The sequence below is a fragment of the Nonomuraea sp. NPDC049725 genome, assembly GCF_040674795.1.
GTDB classification, from domain to species: domain Bacteria; phylum Actinomycetota; class Actinomycetes; order Streptosporangiales; family Streptosporangiaceae; genus Nonomuraea; species Nonomuraea ceibae.
On sequence record NZ_JBFANJ010000005.1, the window covers coordinates 290,514 to 306,616 of the forward strand.

The 16,103-nt window shown below is 72.4% G+C and carries 13 protein-coding genes; 4 read left to right on the plus strand and 9 right to left on the minus strand.

The features are described 5' to 3' along the window. Positions 1 to 192: 192 nt before the first annotated feature. Genes pyrF through pyrR form a run of 8 tightly spaced genes read right to left on the minus strand, consistent with a single transcriptional unit; the run spans position 193 to position 9,885 of the window. Positions 193 to 891, minus strand: a complete 699-nt coding sequence (pyrF, locus tag AB0J53_RS15565) for an orotidine-5'-phosphate decarboxylase (RefSeq protein WP_219507235.1) — start codon at positions 889 to 891, stop codon at positions 193 to 195. Beyond that, positions 888 to 1,865 (minus strand): dihydroorotate dehydrogenase, encoded by a 978-nt coding sequence (locus tag AB0J53_RS15570; protein WP_219507234.1) that lies wholly within the window; start codon positions 1,863 to 1,865, stop codon positions 888 to 890. The genes pyrF and AB0J53_RS15570 overlap by 4 nt, the downstream gene beginning before the upstream one ends. Positions 1,866 to 1,876: 11 nt before the next feature. Next, entirely contained in the window at positions 1,877 to 2,728 is an 852-nt protein-coding gene (locus AB0J53_RS15575) for a dihydroorotate dehydrogenase electron transfer subunit (RefSeq protein ID WP_219507233.1), read from the minus strand. 37 nt (positions 2,729 to 2,765) lie between these two features. Beyond that, positions 2,766 to 6,053 (minus strand): carbamoyl-phosphate synthase large subunit, encoded by a 3,288-nt coding sequence (gene carB / locus AB0J53_RS15580; RefSeq protein WP_364172347.1) that lies wholly within the window; start codon positions 6,051 to 6,053, stop codon positions 2,766 to 2,768. Beyond that, complete coding sequence (gene carA / locus AB0J53_RS15585; protein ID WP_219507230.1) at positions 6,040 to 7,146, minus strand: glutamine-hydrolyzing carbamoyl-phosphate synthase small subunit; 1,107 nt, start codon at positions 7,144 to 7,146, stop codon at positions 6,040 to 6,042. Before carA ends, carB begins: the two co-directional genes overlap by 14 nt. Beyond that, positions 7,143 to 8,429, minus strand: coding sequence for a dihydroorotase (locus AB0J53_RS15590; protein ID WP_364172349.1), 1,287 nt, complete (start codon positions 8,427 to 8,429; stop codon positions 7,143 to 7,145). The genes carA and AB0J53_RS15590 overlap by 4 nt, the downstream gene beginning before the upstream one ends. Further along, on the minus strand, positions 8,426 to 9,343 hold the full coding sequence (locus AB0J53_RS15595; protein ID WP_219507227.1) for an aspartate carbamoyltransferase catalytic subunit: 918 nt from the start codon (positions 9,341 to 9,343) through the stop codon (positions 8,426 to 8,428). The genes AB0J53_RS15590 and AB0J53_RS15595 overlap by 4 nt, the downstream gene beginning before the upstream one ends. Beyond that, positions 9,340 to 9,885 (minus strand): bifunctional pyr operon transcriptional regulator/uracil phosphoribosyltransferase PyrR, encoded by a 546-nt coding sequence (gene pyrR / locus AB0J53_RS15600; RefSeq protein ID WP_219507225.1) that lies wholly within the window; start codon positions 9,883 to 9,885, stop codon positions 9,340 to 9,342. Before pyrR ends, AB0J53_RS15595 begins: the two co-directional genes overlap by 4 nt. Before the next feature lie 146 nt (positions 9,886 to 10,031). On the opposite strand from pyrR, the gene AB0J53_RS15605 reads away from it, so the two are divergent. The 4 genes from AB0J53_RS15605 to AB0J53_RS15620 all read left to right on the plus strand — a co-directional run bounded on the left by AB0J53_RS15605 (position 10,032) and on the right by AB0J53_RS15620 (position 14,419). Then, positions 10,032 to 11,276 (plus strand): arginine deiminase, encoded by a 1,245-nt coding sequence (locus tag AB0J53_RS15605; RefSeq protein ID WP_219507223.1) that lies wholly within the window; start codon positions 10,032 to 10,034, stop codon positions 11,274 to 11,276. A gap of 9 nt (positions 11,277 to 11,285) precedes the next feature. Further along, on the plus strand, positions 11,286 to 12,707 hold the full coding sequence (locus tag AB0J53_RS15610) for an amino acid permease (RefSeq protein ID WP_364172352.1): 1,422 nt from the start codon (positions 11,286 to 11,288) through the stop codon (positions 12,705 to 12,707). Next, positions 12,707 to 13,597: a universal stress protein gene (locus AB0J53_RS15615; protein WP_364172354.1), complete on the plus strand. Its 891-nt coding sequence runs from the start codon at positions 12,707 to 12,709 to the stop codon at positions 13,595 to 13,597. The genes AB0J53_RS15610 and AB0J53_RS15615 overlap by 1 nt, the downstream gene beginning before the upstream one ends. Before the next feature lie 327 nt (positions 13,598 to 13,924). Beyond that, on the plus strand, positions 13,925 to 14,419 hold the full coding sequence (locus AB0J53_RS15620) for a transcriptional regulator (RefSeq protein ID WP_026214021.1): 495 nt from the start codon (positions 13,925 to 13,927) through the stop codon (positions 14,417 to 14,419). Positions 14,420 to 15,380: 961 nt separating this feature from the next. On the opposite strand, the gene AB0J53_RS15625 is transcribed toward AB0J53_RS15620, so the two are convergent. After that, the gene (locus AB0J53_RS15625; protein WP_364172356.1) at positions 15,381 to 15,827 is read right to left on the minus strand and encodes an SAV_6107 family HEPN domain-containing protein; all 447 of its coding nucleotides are present in this window, start codon (positions 15,825 to 15,827) and stop codon (positions 15,381 to 15,383) included. Positions 15,828 to 16,103: the final 276 nt, after the last annotated feature.

Here is a 16,103-nt window from a genome sequence, read left to right on the forward strand (position 1 = left end):
TGATCACAACAGGGCGGGCGCACTGTGTCCGAAAGCCGGGTTGACCTGTGTCCGAAACCCGTGGGGGACCTTTCGGGATCTTCCTCCGGCGTGCCCTCGCACGGGCGTCACGGCGACGCCTGGCGAGCCGTCCCGCGGAGGGTCCGGAGCCGGGCACTGACACGCGCCCGGCCCCCGGAGCGTCCGCGGCTGTCAGGAAGGGCCGGAGCGGCGCAGGGAGGCGGCGATGGCGGCGGCCGCCGCGCCCGGGTCCGGGGAGCCGGTGATCGGTCGGCCGATGACCAGTAGGTCGGCCCCGTCGGCGAGCGCCTGCTCGGGTGTCGCCACCCGGACCTGGTCCTGGGTGGCCGAGCCCGCGGGCCGGACGCCGGGGGTGATGAGCGTGACGCCCTCCCCCACCTCGGCGCGGACGGCGGCGACCTCGTGCGGGGAGCAGACCAGCGCGGTGGCGCCGGCCTCGACGGAGAGCGCGGCCAGGCGGCGGACGGCGTCGTCGGCGGGCCCGGCCAGCCCGATGCGGGCCAGGTCGTCCTCCGACAGGGAGGTCAGCACGGTGACGGCGGCGATCTGCGTGTGGGGGGCGGCCTCGACGGCGGCCCTGATCATGGCGGGCCCGCCGGCGGCGTGCACGGTGAGGATGGCGGGCCGCAGCCGGGAGACGGCCCTGGCGGCGCCCGAGACGGTGTTGGGGATGTCGTGGAGCTTGAGGTCGAGGAAGACCCGCACCCCGCTGGCCCCGCGCACGGAGGCGATCACGTCGGGCCCGTAGCGCATGTAGAGCTCCAGGCCCACCTTGACGGTGCTGACGTGCGGGGTCACCAGCCCGGCCCACCTGGCGGCGGTCTCCAGGTCGGGGGCGTCGAGGGCGACGGCTATGGGAGCGGGAGTCAAGGCGTGCTCTCCTCGGAGTCGACGAGCAGGTGCCGGGGCGCGCTGCCCGGCGGACGGTGGGCCAGGCCGACGGCGTCGGCCAGCCGCTGGAAGCCGCGCGCCCGGAGCAGGTCCTCGAGCTCGCGCTCGATGCGCAGGCACGCGTACGGGTCGTGGAACAGGGCGGTGCCGACGCCCACGGCGCAGGCGCCCGCCAGGATGAGCTGGAAGGCGTCCTGGCCCGTCATGACGCCCCCGACGCCCACGATGGGGACGCCGGGCAGGGCGGCGTGCACCTGCCACACGCAGCGCACGGCCAGGGGCAGGACGGCGGGGCCGGACAGGCCGCCGGTGACGGCGGCCAGCGAGGGCCGCAGCGTCTCGGTGTCGATGGCCATGCCCAGCGGGTTGTTGATCATGGAAAGGGCGTCGGCCCCGGCGTCGACGCTGGCGCGGGCGACGGCGACGATGTCGGCCACGTCGGGGGCCAGCTTGGCCACCACGGGCACGTCGTAGCGCATGATGGACCGGACCGAGGCGATCACCTCGGCGGCGGCGCTGCCCTCGCGGGCGAAGACGCGGCCCCGGTCCTCCATGTTGGGGCACGACAGGTTGACCTCCAGGGCGGTGACGCCGGGCGCGTCGGCCAGCCTGCGGGCCAGCTCCGAATACTCCGCCACGGTGCCGCCGCCGATGGAGACGATGGTCTTGATGCCGCGCTGGGCCAGCCAGGGCAGCTCGCGTTCGAGGAAGGCGTCGATGCCGGGCCCCTGGAGGCCGACGGCGTTGAGCATGCCGGAGGGCGTCTCGGCCATCCGGGGCGTGGGGCGGCCGGCGCGCGGCGCCATCGTGATCGAGCGCGTGGTGAGCGCGCCCAGCCGGTGCAGGTCGAAGAACTGGGCCAGCTCGCGCCCGGAGGCGGCGCAGCCGGCGGCCGTGGTGACGGGGTTCGCCAGCTCCACATGCGCCAGGAACGTACGCATATCAACCGACATATCGTTACCCCTCAGCCGGCATGGCGAGCACCGCCCCCCGGGGCGCCGAGAGCGTCGAACGGGATCGTTCCCACGTCCTCGAAGCGCACCCGTTCCCCCCGGAACACCGGCCCCTCCGCACACGCCCGGACCATCCGGGTGACGCCGTCGTCGCCGATGACCGGCAGCACGCACGTCATGCAGACGCCGATGCCGCACGCCATCGCCTCCTCCACCGCCACCTGCACCGGGATGTCGAACTCCATCGCCACCGCGGTCACCGCCCGCAGCGACTCCATCGGCCCGCACGCGTAGACGGCGTCGGCGTGCGTGTCGGCGATCACCGACGGCAGCGCGTCGGTGACCCGGCCGCGCACGCCGAGCGAGCCGTCCTCGGTCGTCAGCGTGGTCGTCTCGGCCATCCGCCGGGCCCGCATCGCGCCGAACACCCGGTCCGCGCTGGCCGCGCCGAGCACGAAGTCGACCCGGCAGCCGCGCTCCAGCAGCGCGTCGGCCAGCGGGAACAGCACGGCCGAGCCGTACTCGGCGCCGACCAGCACGCAGTGCACCGGATCGCGCGGCAGCGGGAACGGCCTGCCCAGCGGGCCGACCAGGTCCAGCGTGTCGCGGGCGCGCCGCTCGGCCAGCCACGCCGTGCCGGGACCGCGCACGGTGAAGACCAGCTCCACCGTGCCACCGTAATCAGACTTGACGTCGTGGATGGACAGGGCGCGCCGCGTCACCATGGACGTGCCGGCGCCCCCGGCCGCGACGGAGACGAAGTGGCCGGGGCGGTAGCGCTCGGCGATGCCGGGCGCCACCACGGTCAGCGCATGGTAGGCGTCGACCCGGCGCGTCGTCAGCACCGTGCCCGTCACCTGCACCGGAGTGCCGGCCAGTCTGCTTCACCTCCTGGGGGAGCTAGCCCCGTAGTGCCTGCGCGTGCTCCTGGAGGGACCGTACGCCGACGTCGCCCCGCACGATCGCCTGGATGCCCGCCGCGGCGGCGGCGAGCCCGGAGACGGTGGTGATGCACGGCACGCCGCGCAGCACCGCCGCGGTGCGGATCTCGTAGCCGTCGAGACGCGGCCCGGACTGGCCGGGGCTGCCGAACGGCGTGTTGACGATCAGGTCGATCTCGCCGTCCAGGATGCACTGCACGATCGTGGGCTCACCTCCGGGACCGGTCCCCTCGCTGTGCTTTCGCACGATCTTGGCATGGACGCCGTTGCGGCGCAGCACCTCGGCCGTGCCCTCGGTGGCGAGGATCTCGAACCCGAGGTCGGCGAGCGCCTTCACCGGGAAGATCATCGCACGCTTGTCGCGGTTGGCGACGGATACGAACGCGCGTCCCTTCGTCGGAAGCTCACCGTACGCCGCGGCCTGCGACTTGGCGAAAGCCGTGCCGAAGAACGCGTCGATGCCCATGACCTCGCCCGTCGAGCGCATCTCCGGCCCGAGCACGATGTCGACGCCGCGGAAGCGGTTGAACGGCAGCACCGCCTCCTTGACCGCGATCGAGGCGTCCAGCGGCAGCGTGCCGCCGTCGCCGCCGGTCGGCAGCATGCCCTCGGCGCGCAGCTCGGCGAGCGTGGCGCCGAGCATGACCCGGGCCGCCGCCTTGGCCAGCGGCACCGCGGTCGCCTTGGACACGAACGGCACCGTACGGCTGGCGCGCGGGTTGGCCTCCAGGACGTACAGGACGCCGGCCGACATCGCGTACTGGACGTTGAGCAGGCCGCGCACGCCCACCCCGGCGGCGATGGCCTCGGTGGCGGCGCGGATGCGCTTGATGTCGTGGCTGCCGAGCGTGATGGGCGGCAGCGCGCACGCCGAGTCGCCGGAGTGGATGCCGGCCTCCTCGATGTGCTCCATGACGCCGCCCAGGTAGAGCTCGGTGCCGTCGTAGAGGGCGTCGACGTCGATCTCGATGGCCTCGTCGAGGAACTTGTCGACCAGCACCGGGTGGCCGCCCTCCTGGGCCGCCATGTAGGTGGTGAGCGTCTCGTCGTCGTAGACGATGGCCATGCCGGCGCCGCCGAGCACGTACGAGGGCCGCACGAGCACCGGGTAGCCGATCTCCTCGGCGACGGCCAGCGCCTCGGCGACCGTGGTGGCGGTGCCGTGCTTGGGCGCCGGCAGCCCGGCCTCGGCCAGCACCCGGCCGAACGCGCCGCGCTCCTCGGCCAGGTGGATCGACTCCGGCGAGGTGCCGACGACGGGCACGCCCGCGTCCTTGAGCGCCTGCGCGAGGCCGAGCGGCGTCTGGCCGCCGAGCTGCACGATGACGCCGGCGACGGGGCCGGTCTGCTGCTCGGCGTGCACGACCTCCAGGACGTCCTCCAGCGTGAGCGGCTCGAAGTAGAGCCGGTCGGAGGTGTCGTAGTCGGTCGAGACGGTCTCCGGGTTGCAGTTGACCATGACGGTCTCGAACCCGGCCCTGGCCAGCTCGAACGAGGCGTGCACGCACGCGTAGTCGAACTCGATGCCCTGCCCGATGCGGTTGGGCCCGGAGCCGAGGATGATCACCTTCTCGCGCTCGCCGTAGGGGACCTCGCTCTCCTCGTCGTAGGCCGAGTAGAGGTAGGGCGTGCGGGCGGCGAACTCGGCGGCGCAGGTGTCGACGGTGTTGTAGACGGGCCGCAGGCCGAGCGCGTGACGCAGGTCGCGGACCCGGGCCTCGTCGATGCCGCGGATCTCGCCGATCTGCGCGTCGCTGAAGCCGTGGCGCTTGGCCCGCTGGAGCGTCTCGGCGGTCAGGTCGTCGGCCGCGGCGAGCTCGCGGGCCTCCTCGTCCAGCAGGAAGAGCTGGTCGAGGAACCACGGGTCGACGCTGGTCGCCTCGAACAGCTCCTCGGGCGTGGCGCCCGCCCTGATCGCCTGCTGCATGGTGCGCAGCCGGCCGTCGTGCGGGACGCGGCACTCCTCCAGCAGCTCGTCCTTGGGACGCACCTCGCCGGCCCAGGTGAAGGACGAGTCCTTCTTCTCCAGCGACCGCAGCGCCTTCTGCAGCGCCTCGGGGAAGGAGCGGCCGATGGCCATCGCCTCGCCCACGGACTTCATGTGCGTGGTGAGCGTGCGGTCGGCGCCGGCGAACTTCTCGAAGGCGAAGCGCGGCACCTTGACCACGATGTAGTCGAGGGTCGGCTCGAAGGAGGCCGGGGTCTCCTTGGTGATGTCGTTGGGGATCTCGTCGAGCGTGTAGCCGATGGCCAGCTTGGCGGCGATCTTGGCGATCGGGAAGCCGGTGGCCTTCGAGGCGAGCGCCGACGAGCGCGACACGCGCGGGTTCATCTCGATGACGATCATGCGGCCGGAGCGCGGGTCGACCGCGAACTGGATGTTGCAGCCGCCGGTGTCGACGCCGACCTCGCGGATGACCGCGATGGCCACGTCGCGCATGTTCTGGTATTCGCGGTCGGTCAGGGTGAGCGCGGGCGCGACGGTGACGCTGTCGCCGGTGTGGACGCCCATCGGGTCGATGTTCTCGATCGAGCAGACGATGACGACGTTGTCGGCCTTGTCGCGCATCACCTCCAGCTCGTACTCCTTCCAGCCGAGGATGGACTCCTCCAGGAGTACCTCGGTGGTCGGCGAGGCGTCGAGCCCGGCCCCGGCGATGCGCCGCAGGCCCTCCTCGTCGTAGGCGAAGCCGGAGCCGACGCCGCCCATCGTGAACGACGGCCGCACCACCAGCGGGTAGCCGAGCTCGCCGGCGGCGGCCAGCACCTCGTCCATCGTGTGGCAGATGAGCGAGCGGGCCGACTCGGCGTTGAGGCCGTGCTCGCGGGCGACCTTGGCGACGATCTCCTTGAACTTCTCGCGGTTCTCGCCGGCCTGGATGGCGTCGAAGTCGGCGCCGATCAGCTCGACGTCGTAGCGCTCCAGCACGCCCGCCTCGTGCAGCGCGACCGCGGTGTTGAGCGCGGTCTGGCCGCCGAGCGTGGGCAGCAGCGCGTCGGGCCGCTCCTTGGCGATGATCTTCTCGACGAACTCGGGGGTGATGGGCTCGACGTAGGTGGCATCGGCGAACTCCGGGTCCGTCATGATCGTCGCCGGGTTGCTGTTGACCAGGATGACCCGGAAGCCCTCGGCCCGCAGCACGCGGCACGCCTGGGTGCCGGAGTAGTCGAACTCGCACGCCTGCCCGATGACGATCGGACCGGAGCCGATCACCAGGACGGAGCTGATGTCCTCACGCTTGGGCACGACGCATGACCTCACAGAACTCGTCGAACAGGTAGGCCGCGTCGTGCGGCCCGGCGGCGGCCTCGGGGTGGTACTGCACGCTGAAGGCGCGCCCGTCGAGCAGGCGCAGCCCCTCCACGCAGCGGTCGTTGAGGTTGACGTGGCTGACCTCGGCCGGCCCGTACGGGGTGTCGAACGGGCCGTCGAGCGGCGCCTCGACGGCGAAGCCGTGGTTGTGGGCGGAGATCTCCACCTTGCCGGTGCGCACGTCCTGGACGGGCTGGTTGACGCCCCGGTGGCCGTAGCGCAGCTTGTAGGTGGAAAGGCCCAGGGCGCGGCCGAAGATCTGGTTGCCGAAGCAGATGCCGAAGAACGGCACCCGGGCCTCCAGGACCTGCCGCAGCGCGGTGACGTCGACGGTGGCGGGGTCGCCCGGCCCGTTGGACAGGAACACCCCGTCGGGCTCGACGGCCATGATCTGCTCGAACGTGGCTCCGGCGGGCAGCACGTGCACCTCGCAGCCGCGCTCGGCCATCCGCTGCGGCGTCATGCCCTTGATGCCCAGGTCGACGGCGGCGACGGTGAACCGCTTCGCGCCGACGGCCGGCACCACGTACGGCTCGGCCGTGGTGACCTCGCCGGACAGGTCGGCGCCCTGCATGCGGGGCGACTGCCGGACGCGCTCGACGAGCTCCTCGACCGGCTCCGACGGGGCGGAGAAGATGCCGGCCCGCATGGCGCCGCGCTCGCGCAGGTGGCGGGTGAGCGCCCGGGTGCCGGGGATGGCGATGCCGACGACGCCCTGGTCCTTGAGGTAGTCGCCGAGCGAGCGGGTGGCCCGCCAGTTGGAGACCACCCGGGACGGCTCGCGCACCACGTAGCCGGCGACCCAGGCGCGGCCCGACTCGGGGTCCTCGTCGTTGACGCCGGTGTTGCCGATGTGCGGGGCCGTCATCGCGACGATCTGACGGTGGTAGGAGGGGTCGGTCAGGGTCTCCTGGTAGCCGGTCATGCCGGTGTTGAAGACCATCTCGCCGAAGGTCTCGCCTTCGGCGCCGTAGGGAGTTCCGTGGAAGACTCGGCCGTCTTCCAGGACGAGAACCGCGTTGGTCACGCCAGCTTCCCTTCGAGAACGGTGGGCTTGCCCCTCAGGAACGTCGCCACGACCCGGCCGGGCAGGGTCATGCCCGCGTACGGGGTGTTGCGGCTCTTGGACGCGAACGCTGAGGGGTCCACCTCGGTGCGGACGGACGGGTCGTACAGGGTGATGTTGGCCGGTGAGCCGGGCTCGATCGGGCGGCCCTGGCCCGCCAGGCGGCCGATGCGCGCGGGCGCGGCCGACATGCGGTCGGCGACGCCCGCCCAGTCGAGCAGGCCGGTGTCGATCATGGCCTCCTGCACCACGCTGAGCGCCGTCTCCAGGCCGACCATGCCCATGGCGGCGGCCGACCACTCGGTCTCCTTGTCCTCCACCGGGTGGGGGGCGTGGTCGGTGGCCACGACGTCGATGGTGCCGTCGGCCAGCGCCGCGCGCAGCGCCTCGACGTCGGCGCGGGTGCGCAGCGGCGGGTTGACCTTGTAGATGGGGTTGTAGGCGCCGGCCGGCGACTCCTCGACGAGGTCGTCGGTCAGCAGCAGGTGGTGCGGGGTCACCTCGGCGGTGATGTTCCAGCCCTTGGACTTGGCCCAGCGCAGGATCTCGACCGAGCCGGCGGTGGAGACGTGGCAGACGTGCAGGCGGGAGCCGACGTGCGCGGCCAGCAGGCAGTCACGCGCGATGATCGCCTCCTCGGCGACCGCCGGCCAGCCGGTCAGGCCGAGCCTGCCCGAGATGACGCCCTCGTTCATCTGGGCGCCCTCGGTGAGCCGGGGCTCCTGGGCGTGCTGGGCCACGACGCCGTCGAACGCCTTGACGTACTCCAGCGCGCGGCGCATGAGCACGGCGTCGCTGACGCACTTGCCGTCGTCGGAGAAGACGCGGACGCGGGCGGCGGAGTCGGCCATCGCGCCGAGCTCGGCGAGCTGGCGGCCGTCGAGGCCGACCGTGACGGCGCCGACCGGGTGCACGTCGCACAGGCCGTACTCGCGGCCGAGCCGCCAGACCTGCTCCACGACGCCGGCGGTGTCGGCGACGGGCGAGGTGTTGGCCATCGCGTGCACGGCGGTGTAGCCGCCGCGGGCCGCCGACTGGGTGCCGGTGAGCACGGTCTCGGCGTCCTCGCGGCCCGGCTCGCGCAGGTGGGTGTGCAGGTCGACGAGGCCGGGCAGCGCGACGGCGCCCTGTCCGTCGATCACCTCGCCGCCGGTCAGGCCGGTGCCGACCTCGGCCACGACGCCGTCGGCGACGCGGATGTCGACCGGCTCGCCGCCGAGAATCCGGACGTTGTGAATGATCACGCGATCTCCCCCCCGAGGAGCAGGTACAGCACGGCCATGCGGATGGTCACCCCGTTGGCGACCTGCTCGACGATCGTCGAGCGGGGCGAGTCGGCCACCTCGGCGGCGATCTCCATGCCCCGGTTCATCGGACCCGGGTGCATGACGATGGCCTCCTCCGGCAGCTTGGCGAACCGGTCACGGTCGAGGCCGTAGCGCCGGGAGTATTCGCGCTCGCTGGGGAAGTAGGCGGCGTTCATCCGCTCCTTCTGCACGCGCAGCATCATCACCGCGTCGGACTTGGGCAGCACGCCGTCGAGGTCGTAGGAGACCGCGCACGGCCAGGTGTCGACCGAGACCGGCAGCAGCGTCGGCGGGGCCACCAGCGTGACCTCGGCGCCGAGCGTGTGCAGCAGCAGCACGTTGGAGCGGGCGACCCGGCTGTGCAGCACGTCGCCGACGATCGTGATGCGGCGCCCGTCGAGCGAGCCGAGGCGGCGGCGCATCGAGAAGGCGTCGAGCAGCGCCTGGGTGGGGTGCTCGTGGGTGCCGTCGCCGGCGTTGACCACGCTGCCGTGCACCCAGTTGGCCAGCCGGTGCGGCGCGCCGGACGAGCCGTGCCGGATGACGACGGCGTCGGCGCCCATCGCCTCCAGCGTCAGCGCGGTGTCCTTGAGCGACTCGCCCTTGGAGACGCTCGACCCCTTCGCCGAGAAGTTGATCACGTCCGCGGACAGCCGCTTGGCCGCCGCCTCGAACGAGATCCTGGTGCGGGTGGAGTCCTCGAAGAACAGGTTGACCACCGTGCGCCCGCGCAGCGTGGGCAGCTTCTTGATGGAACGTTCCGAGACTCTCGCCAGCTCCTCGGCGGTGTCGAGGATGAGCAGCGCGTCGTCGCGGGTGAGGTCGCCGGCGGAGATGAGATGACGGTTCATCTGGCGTCCTCCTTCATGAGCAGGACCGCGTCGCGCCCGTCGATCTCCTGCAGGAAGACCTTGACCTTCTCGCTCTTGGCCGTGGGCAGGTTCTTGCCGACGTAGTCGGCGCGGATCGGCAGCTCGCGGTGGCCGCGGTCGACGAGCGTGGCGAGCTGGACGGCGGTCGGCCGGCCCAGGTCGTTGAGCGCGTCGAGGGCGGCACGGACGGTGCGGCCGGAGTAGAGGACGTCGTCGACGAGGACGACGGTCCGGCCGTCGATGCCGTCGGCGGGCACCTCGGTGCGGCCGAGCGGGCGGACGGGGCCGCGGCGCAGGTCGTCGCGGTACATGGTGATGTCGATCGAGCCGACGGGGATCTTCAGCCCCTCGAACTGCTCGATGCGGTCACCGAGCCGGCGGGCCAGCGTGGCGCCGCGGGTCGGGATGCCGAGGAGGACGACTTCGTCGGCGCCCTTGGTTCGTTCGAGGATCTCGTGCGCGATGCGCGTGAGCGCCCGATGGATGTCCGGGCCTTCGAGCACGGCCCTGGATTCGGACATGAGGGATTCACCACCTTTCCCGCCTCACAGGACGGGTCTTAAAGGATGCTGGTCGGCACACACAGTACCAGGCGGCTACCAGCGGCAACGGCGGGGTAGGCGTCAGGTGATGGGTCACACAGGGGGTTTCCGGGGATAGAGGGAAAATGACATTTCACGTCGATTCGGAGGTGGGCCGGCTCCACCAGGTCCTGTTGCACCGGCCGGAGCTGTCGCTGAAGAGGCTGACGCCGTCCAACAAGGACGCCTTCCTCTTCGACGACGTGCTGTGGGTGCAGCGGGCGGTCGAGGAGCACCGCGAGTTCGAGCAGGTGCTGCGCGGCCGGGGCGTCGTCGTGCACCTGCTGTCGGACCTGCTCGGCGAGACGGTGGAGATCCCCGAGGCGCGCAAGCACATCCTGGACGCGGTCGTGGACGAGCGGTGGCTGGGCCCCGTGGCGGTCGACGACATCCGCAACGCGCTCGACGCCATGGACGCCGGCACGCTGTCCACGTACCTGACCGGCGGCATCACCCGCGGCGAGCTGGCCGCGCTGGGCTGCGAGCCGCGGTCGGTGGCCTTCCACACGCTCGGCCGCGACGACTTCATCCTGCCGCCGCTGCCCAACCACCTGTTCACCCGCGACACCTCCTGCTGGGTGTACGACGGCGTGTCCATCAACGCCATGAAGAAAAAGGCGCGGATGCGCGAGACGGTGAACATGGAGGCGATCTACCAGTTCCACCCGATGTTCGCCGGCGGCTTCGACCGGCCGGGGCCGGGCGGCTACCACGTGTGGATGCCGGGGCACGCGGTGGCGCCGGCCACGCTGGAGGGCGGCGACGTGCTCGTCATCGGGCGCGGCGCGGTGCTCGTCGGGATGAGCGAGCGCACCCAGCCGCAGGCCGTGGAGATGCTGGCCCGCAACCTCTTCAGGGCCGGCTCGGCGCGCCGCATCGTGGCGCTCAACATGCCGAAGGCCCGCGCGTTCATGCACCTCGACACCGTCATGACGATGCTGGACGAGGGCGTGTTCACCAAGTACGCCGGGCTCGGCATGCTGCCCGCCTACACGATCGAGCCCGGCCGCAACGACAAGGAGCTGCTGGTCACCGACCATCCGCCGCAGGACATGCACGCCGCCATCGCGCACGCGCTGGACCTGCCGGAGATCACCGTGCTGACACCGACGCAGGACGTCTCCGCCGCCGAGCGCGAGCAGTGGGACGACGGCTGCAACGGCCTGGCCGTCGAGCCGGGCGTCGTCATCGCCTACGAGCGCAACACCACGACCAACAACTACCTGCGCGACAACGGCATCGAGGTCATCACCATCCGGGGCAGCGAGCTCGGCCGGGGCCGGGGCGGGCCGCGCTGCATGAGCTGCCCGCTCGAACGCGACGGCATCTGAGGGCCCGCCGTGTCACTGATCCGCGGCCTGCTGCGCACCAAGCCGGCCGAGCGCATCGTCGCCGAGGGCGGCCGGGGCGAGGGCGGCGAGCTGCGCCGCACCATGTCGCTGTGGCAGCTCACGCTCTTCAGCGTGGGCGCCACCCTGGGCACCGGCATCTTCGTCATCCTCGGCCAGGCCGTGCCCAAGGCCGGACCGGCGGTGGTGCTGGCGTTCGTGCTGGCGGCGATCACCGCCCTGTTCTCCGCGCTGTCGTACGCCGAGCTCGCCGGGACCATCCCGGTGTCCGGCTCGTCCTACTCCTACGCGTACGCGACCATGGGCGAGCTCGTGGCCTGGGTGTGCGGCTGGTGCCTCATGCTGGAGTACGCCGTCTCCGTCGCCGCCGTCGCCGTCGGCTGGGGCGAGTACCTCAACGCGTTCCTGTACGGCCTGACCGGCTGGACTCTGCCCGACGCCGTCACCCGCTCGCCCGGCCAGGACGGCGGCGTGGTCAACGTCACCGCGATCCTCATCGTGCTGCTGGCCACCTGGGTGCTGCTGCGCGGCTCCTCCGAGAGCGCCACGGCCAACAGCGTGTTCGTGCTCATCAAGATCGCCGTACTGGTGTTCTTCTGCGTGGTGGCGTTCACCGGCTTCCAGGCGGGCAACTTCGCCCCGTTCGCGCCGATGGGCGTCGCCGGGGTGACGGCCGCCGCGTCGCAGGTGTTCTTCTCCTACATCGGCTTCGACGCCGCCTCCACCGCGGGCGAGGAGGCCAAGAACCCCAAACGCGACCTGCCGCTGGCCATCGTGCTGTCACTGGCCGTCGTCACCCTGCTGTACGTGCTCGTCGCGCTGGCCGCCATCGGCGCCATGCCGTGGACGGACTTCGACCCCGAGAGCACCGAGGCCAGCCTGGCGCTCATCGCCGACCTGGCCACCGGCTCCACGTGGGCGGGGCTCGTCGTCTCGTTCGGCGCGGTGATCGCGATCGCCAGCGTCGTCCTGACCGTCATGTACGGCCAGACGCGCATCCTGTTCGCCATGTCCCGCGACGGGCTCGTGCCGCGGATCTTCCAGCGGGTCAACCCGCGCCGCCAGGTGCCGGTCGCCAACACGCTCATCGTCACGCTGTTCATCGCGGTGCTGGCCGGGCTCGTCCCGCTCGGCCAGCTCGCCGAGGCCACCAGCATCGGCACGCTGTTCGCCTTCGCCATCGTCAACGCCGGTGTGCTCGTGCTCCGCTACCGGCGCCCCGACCTGCCGCGCAGCTTCCGCGCCCCGCTGTTCCCCCTCACGCCGGTGCTCGGCGTCATCCTGTGCGTCCTGGTGATGGCCGGCCTGGCCGGGGTCACCTGGGCGGCGTTCGGCCTGTGGATGCTGGCCGGGCTCGTCTGTTACTTCCTGTACGGCTACCGCCACTCGCGGTTGAACGCCGAGGTGCGCTGATGCGGTTCGAGAACGTGCTGACCGGATTCATCCCGGAGGCCCGCGGCCGCGACGGGCTGACGCTGGCCGTGCTGCTGGCCCGGCAGACCGGCGCGCGGCTGACGGTCGCCGCCGTCAAGCCGCCCGCCTGGGGTCCGCCGGGACCGGCGCGGGCCGACGCCGGGGCGTGGGCCGCCTACCTCGACGAGCAGGCCGCCGCCACCCTCGACCAGGCGCGCGAGCTGACCGGCGAGCTGGCCGGCAAGGAGATCGGCGAGGAGGCCGCCTACCTCGCCTACACGCACAAGGGCAGCGGGCGCGGGCTGGTGGAGCTGGCGCGCAAGCGCTCGGCGGACGTGGTCGTCATCGGGTCGGCGCCCGGCGGCGGCAAGGACCGCATCGCCCTCGGCAGCACCGCCGACCAGCTCCTGCACGCCTCGCCGGTGCCGGTGCTGCTGGCCCCGCGCGGCTACGCCGACCAGCCGCCCGCCGCGCTGGAGCGCCTCACCGTCGCCTACCGGCGCGGCCCCGGCGCGGACGCCGCCGTCAAGCGCGCCGCCGCCATCGCCGCCGGGCTGGACCTGCCGCTGCGCCTCGTCACGCTGGTGCTCAGGAGCGGCCGCCCGGCCAGGGCCGAGGAGGAGATGCTGGCCCGGCTGCGCGACCAGGCCGCCGCCGACCTGAAGTCGGCCGCCCGGGGCCACCGGCGGCGCACCCAGGTGGAGGTGGAGATCCTGGAGGGCCGTAACGTCGCCCAGGCCATGCGCGCGGGCACGTGGCTGCCCGGCGAGCTGGTCATCTGCGCCTCCAGCGACTCGGGGCCGCTCAGGCGGGTGTTCCTCGGCGACACCAGCATCAAGATCGTACGGGCGGCGACCAGGCCGGTCATGATCCTGACCCGTCAGCCCTGATCCGCTTTCGCCCCGGGTGCCGAAACCGGCCGTGTTACTCGGCAAACTATGACGAAGTAGTGTTACCACCGGGACATGAGGGGCTTAAGTGGCGTTCCATACCGGATCGGATTCGGCATCTTTTTTCCAATCAGCTTGACCTTAGGCGTCCACCCCTTTACCGTCACTGAGCGTAACCAACACCGCGCGGCGTTCCCGGGGGCAGCCCGGGGGCCACGGCCACCCATGGCGCCGGACCCGGCACCGTACCCCCGGTGGCTCAGGCATTCGCCGCAAGGGAGCACAATCTACTGAGAGCTATAGATACGAGAGCCGGGGGGCCACACAATGCCGTCTGAGTACGCAAAGTCGCTGGGTGCACGACTCCGCGCCATCCGCACCCAGCAGGGCCTGTCCCTGCACGGAGTCGAAGAGAAGTCGCGCGGCAGGTGGAAAGCCGTGGTCGTGGGCTCGTACGAGCGCGGCGACCGCGCCGTCACCGTGCAGAAGCTTGCCGAGCTTGCCGACTTCTACGGGGTGCCCGTCTCGGAGCTGCTGCCGGGCGGCGCCGCGCCGAGCCCGCTCGGGCCGACGCCCAAGCTTGTCATCGACCTGGAGCGGCTTGCCACCCTGCCCAAGGAGAAGGCCGGCGCCCTGGCCCGCTACGCCGCCACCATCCAGAGCCAGCGTGGCGACTACAACGGCAAGGTCCTGTCGATCCGCCAGGAGGACCTGCGCTCCCTTGCGGTCATCTACGACAAGTCGCCGAGTGAGCTGACGGAGGAGCTCATCAGCTGGGGCGTCCTCGACGCCGAGGCCCGGCGCGCCGTCGAGTCCTTCTGACCCGCGACCGACTCCCCCAGGGGCGCCCGAGACCCACGGAGCGCCCCTTTTTCATGCTCATTTACTGGCATGTTGACCGTTTTAGGACAAACCCAACAAAGCACGTCAATCTGGTCACCATTCCCGCCCTCTCCCGCCGCCTGCCGCTTCCCAACCCACCCCGCCCCTTTCTTCGGGGCCCGGGAACGCCCCTGCGGGCGCGTGGGAGCGTTCCCTAAGGGCCGGAGAACGCTCTACAAGCGACGAACCCACCCAAGGTGCCCCAAGGGGCCACAAGCGCCCTCCTGGGGCGCGGAAACCGCCTTCCCGGGCGCTGGGGCCGCCTTCTTGAGGGACTGGGCCCGCTCCTGCCGATTGGGACCGCCCCTGGAAGGCCGGGCGGGCGCAACGCGCCCGAAGGGGACGGACCGCGCGTAGGGCCCAGCGGGGGCCGCACCCGGGAAGACCAGGCCGGGGCCGCGCGGGTCCTGCCCCGGGCCACGCCACGGAAGGCCTGCCTGGCCACGCCCGGAAGACCCGGCCGTGGCAGCGCCCGGGAAGACCTGCCGTGACCGCGCCCGGAAGACGGGACCGGGGGCGCGCTCTGAGGACCCGACCGGGGCCGCGCCCGGGAAGACTGGACCGGGGCCGTGCTCGAAAGCCGGGCCGGGGTGGCGGCGGCCTTCCTGGGAGCTGGGGGCGCCTGCCTGCGCGGGCCCAACCGGCTCCCAGCCGCGCGGTTCGACCGTCCGCGGTCTCGGGAGGCGCGTGAGGGCGGCGCGTCGGAATCGGGGGTGGGCCGTCGGGGGCGTGCGCGTACGCCGAGCGGGGGCTGCCGCGCCGGGGCAGCCCGGAGCGCCGCCACGGCGGGCGGACCGGCCGCAGGCGTCACGCCACGGGCGTGAGGCCGGGCGGCGGCACCCTCACGTGGCGGACGTGCGGGTCCACCTCGGGTGACACCCGCGCCCGAAGCGGGAGGGTGTCAGCCCGCGAGGGGGACGGCGGCGGGGAGCTGGGGCTGGGCGGGGACGCCCAGGAGGTCCTCCACCGTCGAGACGAACGTGTCGGCCTCGGCCAGCAGCTCGTCGGCGTCGGCGGCGCTGACGCCGCGGACCATGCCCGCCTCGGCGGCGGCGCGCTTGGCGGCGCTCACCGAGAAGTAGGCGGCCCACTCGGCGAGCTGGGGCTCGGCCTCGGGCAGCAGCTCCCAGGCGCTGCGCAGGCGACGGCGGCGGCCTTCCATGGGCCGGGGGCGGGCGGCGAGGATCGCCGCTGCCGCGCGCAGGGCCGCGAGGTGGGCCGACACGTAGCGCGAGGCCGGGGTGCGGGCGGCGGCTGCCTCCGCCAGGCAGGAACGGGAGTCGGTCAGGTGTGCCCGAACCGCAGGCGACAGCCGGGGCCCGGGCGTGTCTCTGTGCCGTGGTGCCATCTTGCGCGCCTCCTTCGAGTCGTGGGGCGACTCCCCGGCGTCCAGCCGGTGAGGTCAACAATCGCAGACCGCACCGACATTTCCGCCGGGCCGGCCGGACGAGGAGCTTCCCCTCTCCCCGTCCGGCCAGGACGCGCCCACTCGTCTCCGCCGACGACGAGGACGCGCCCTTCGCCCGTGGAGCCTGGCCGCGGGTGCCGCTTGGGGGAAGCGGCACCCACGACCAGGTCCGACGACGTGAGCCGCGAGCCTCACGCCACTAGGTCGAACATAATT

Coding starts and splice junctions, on each gene's coding strand:
- AB0J53_RS15620 (WP_026214021.1), top strand. CDS start 13,925: ATGCCGTCTGAGTACGCAAAGTCGCTGGGTGCACGACTCCGCGCCATC.
- AB0J53_RS15615 (WP_364172354.1), top strand. CDS start 12,707: ATGCGGTTCGAGAACGTGCTGACCGGATTCATCCCGGAGGCCCGCGGC.
- AB0J53_RS15625 (WP_364172356.1), bottom strand. CDS start 15,827: ATGGCACCACGGCACAGAGACACGCCCGGGCCCCGGCTGTCGCCTGCG.
- AB0J53_RS15605 (WP_219507223.1), top strand. CDS start 10,032: ATGACATTTCACGTCGATTCGGAGGTGGGCCGGCTCCACCAGGTCCTG.
- AB0J53_RS15570 (WP_219507234.1), bottom strand. CDS start 1,865: ATGTCGGTTGATATGCGTACGTTCCTGGCGCATGTGGAGCTGGCGAAC.
- pyrR (WP_219507225.1), bottom strand. CDS start 9,885: ATGTCCGAATCCAGGGCCGTGCTCGAAGGCCCGGACATCCATCGGGCG.
- AB0J53_RS15595 (WP_219507227.1), bottom strand. CDS start 9,343: ATGAACCGTCATCTCATCTCCGCCGGCGACCTCACCCGCGACGACGCG.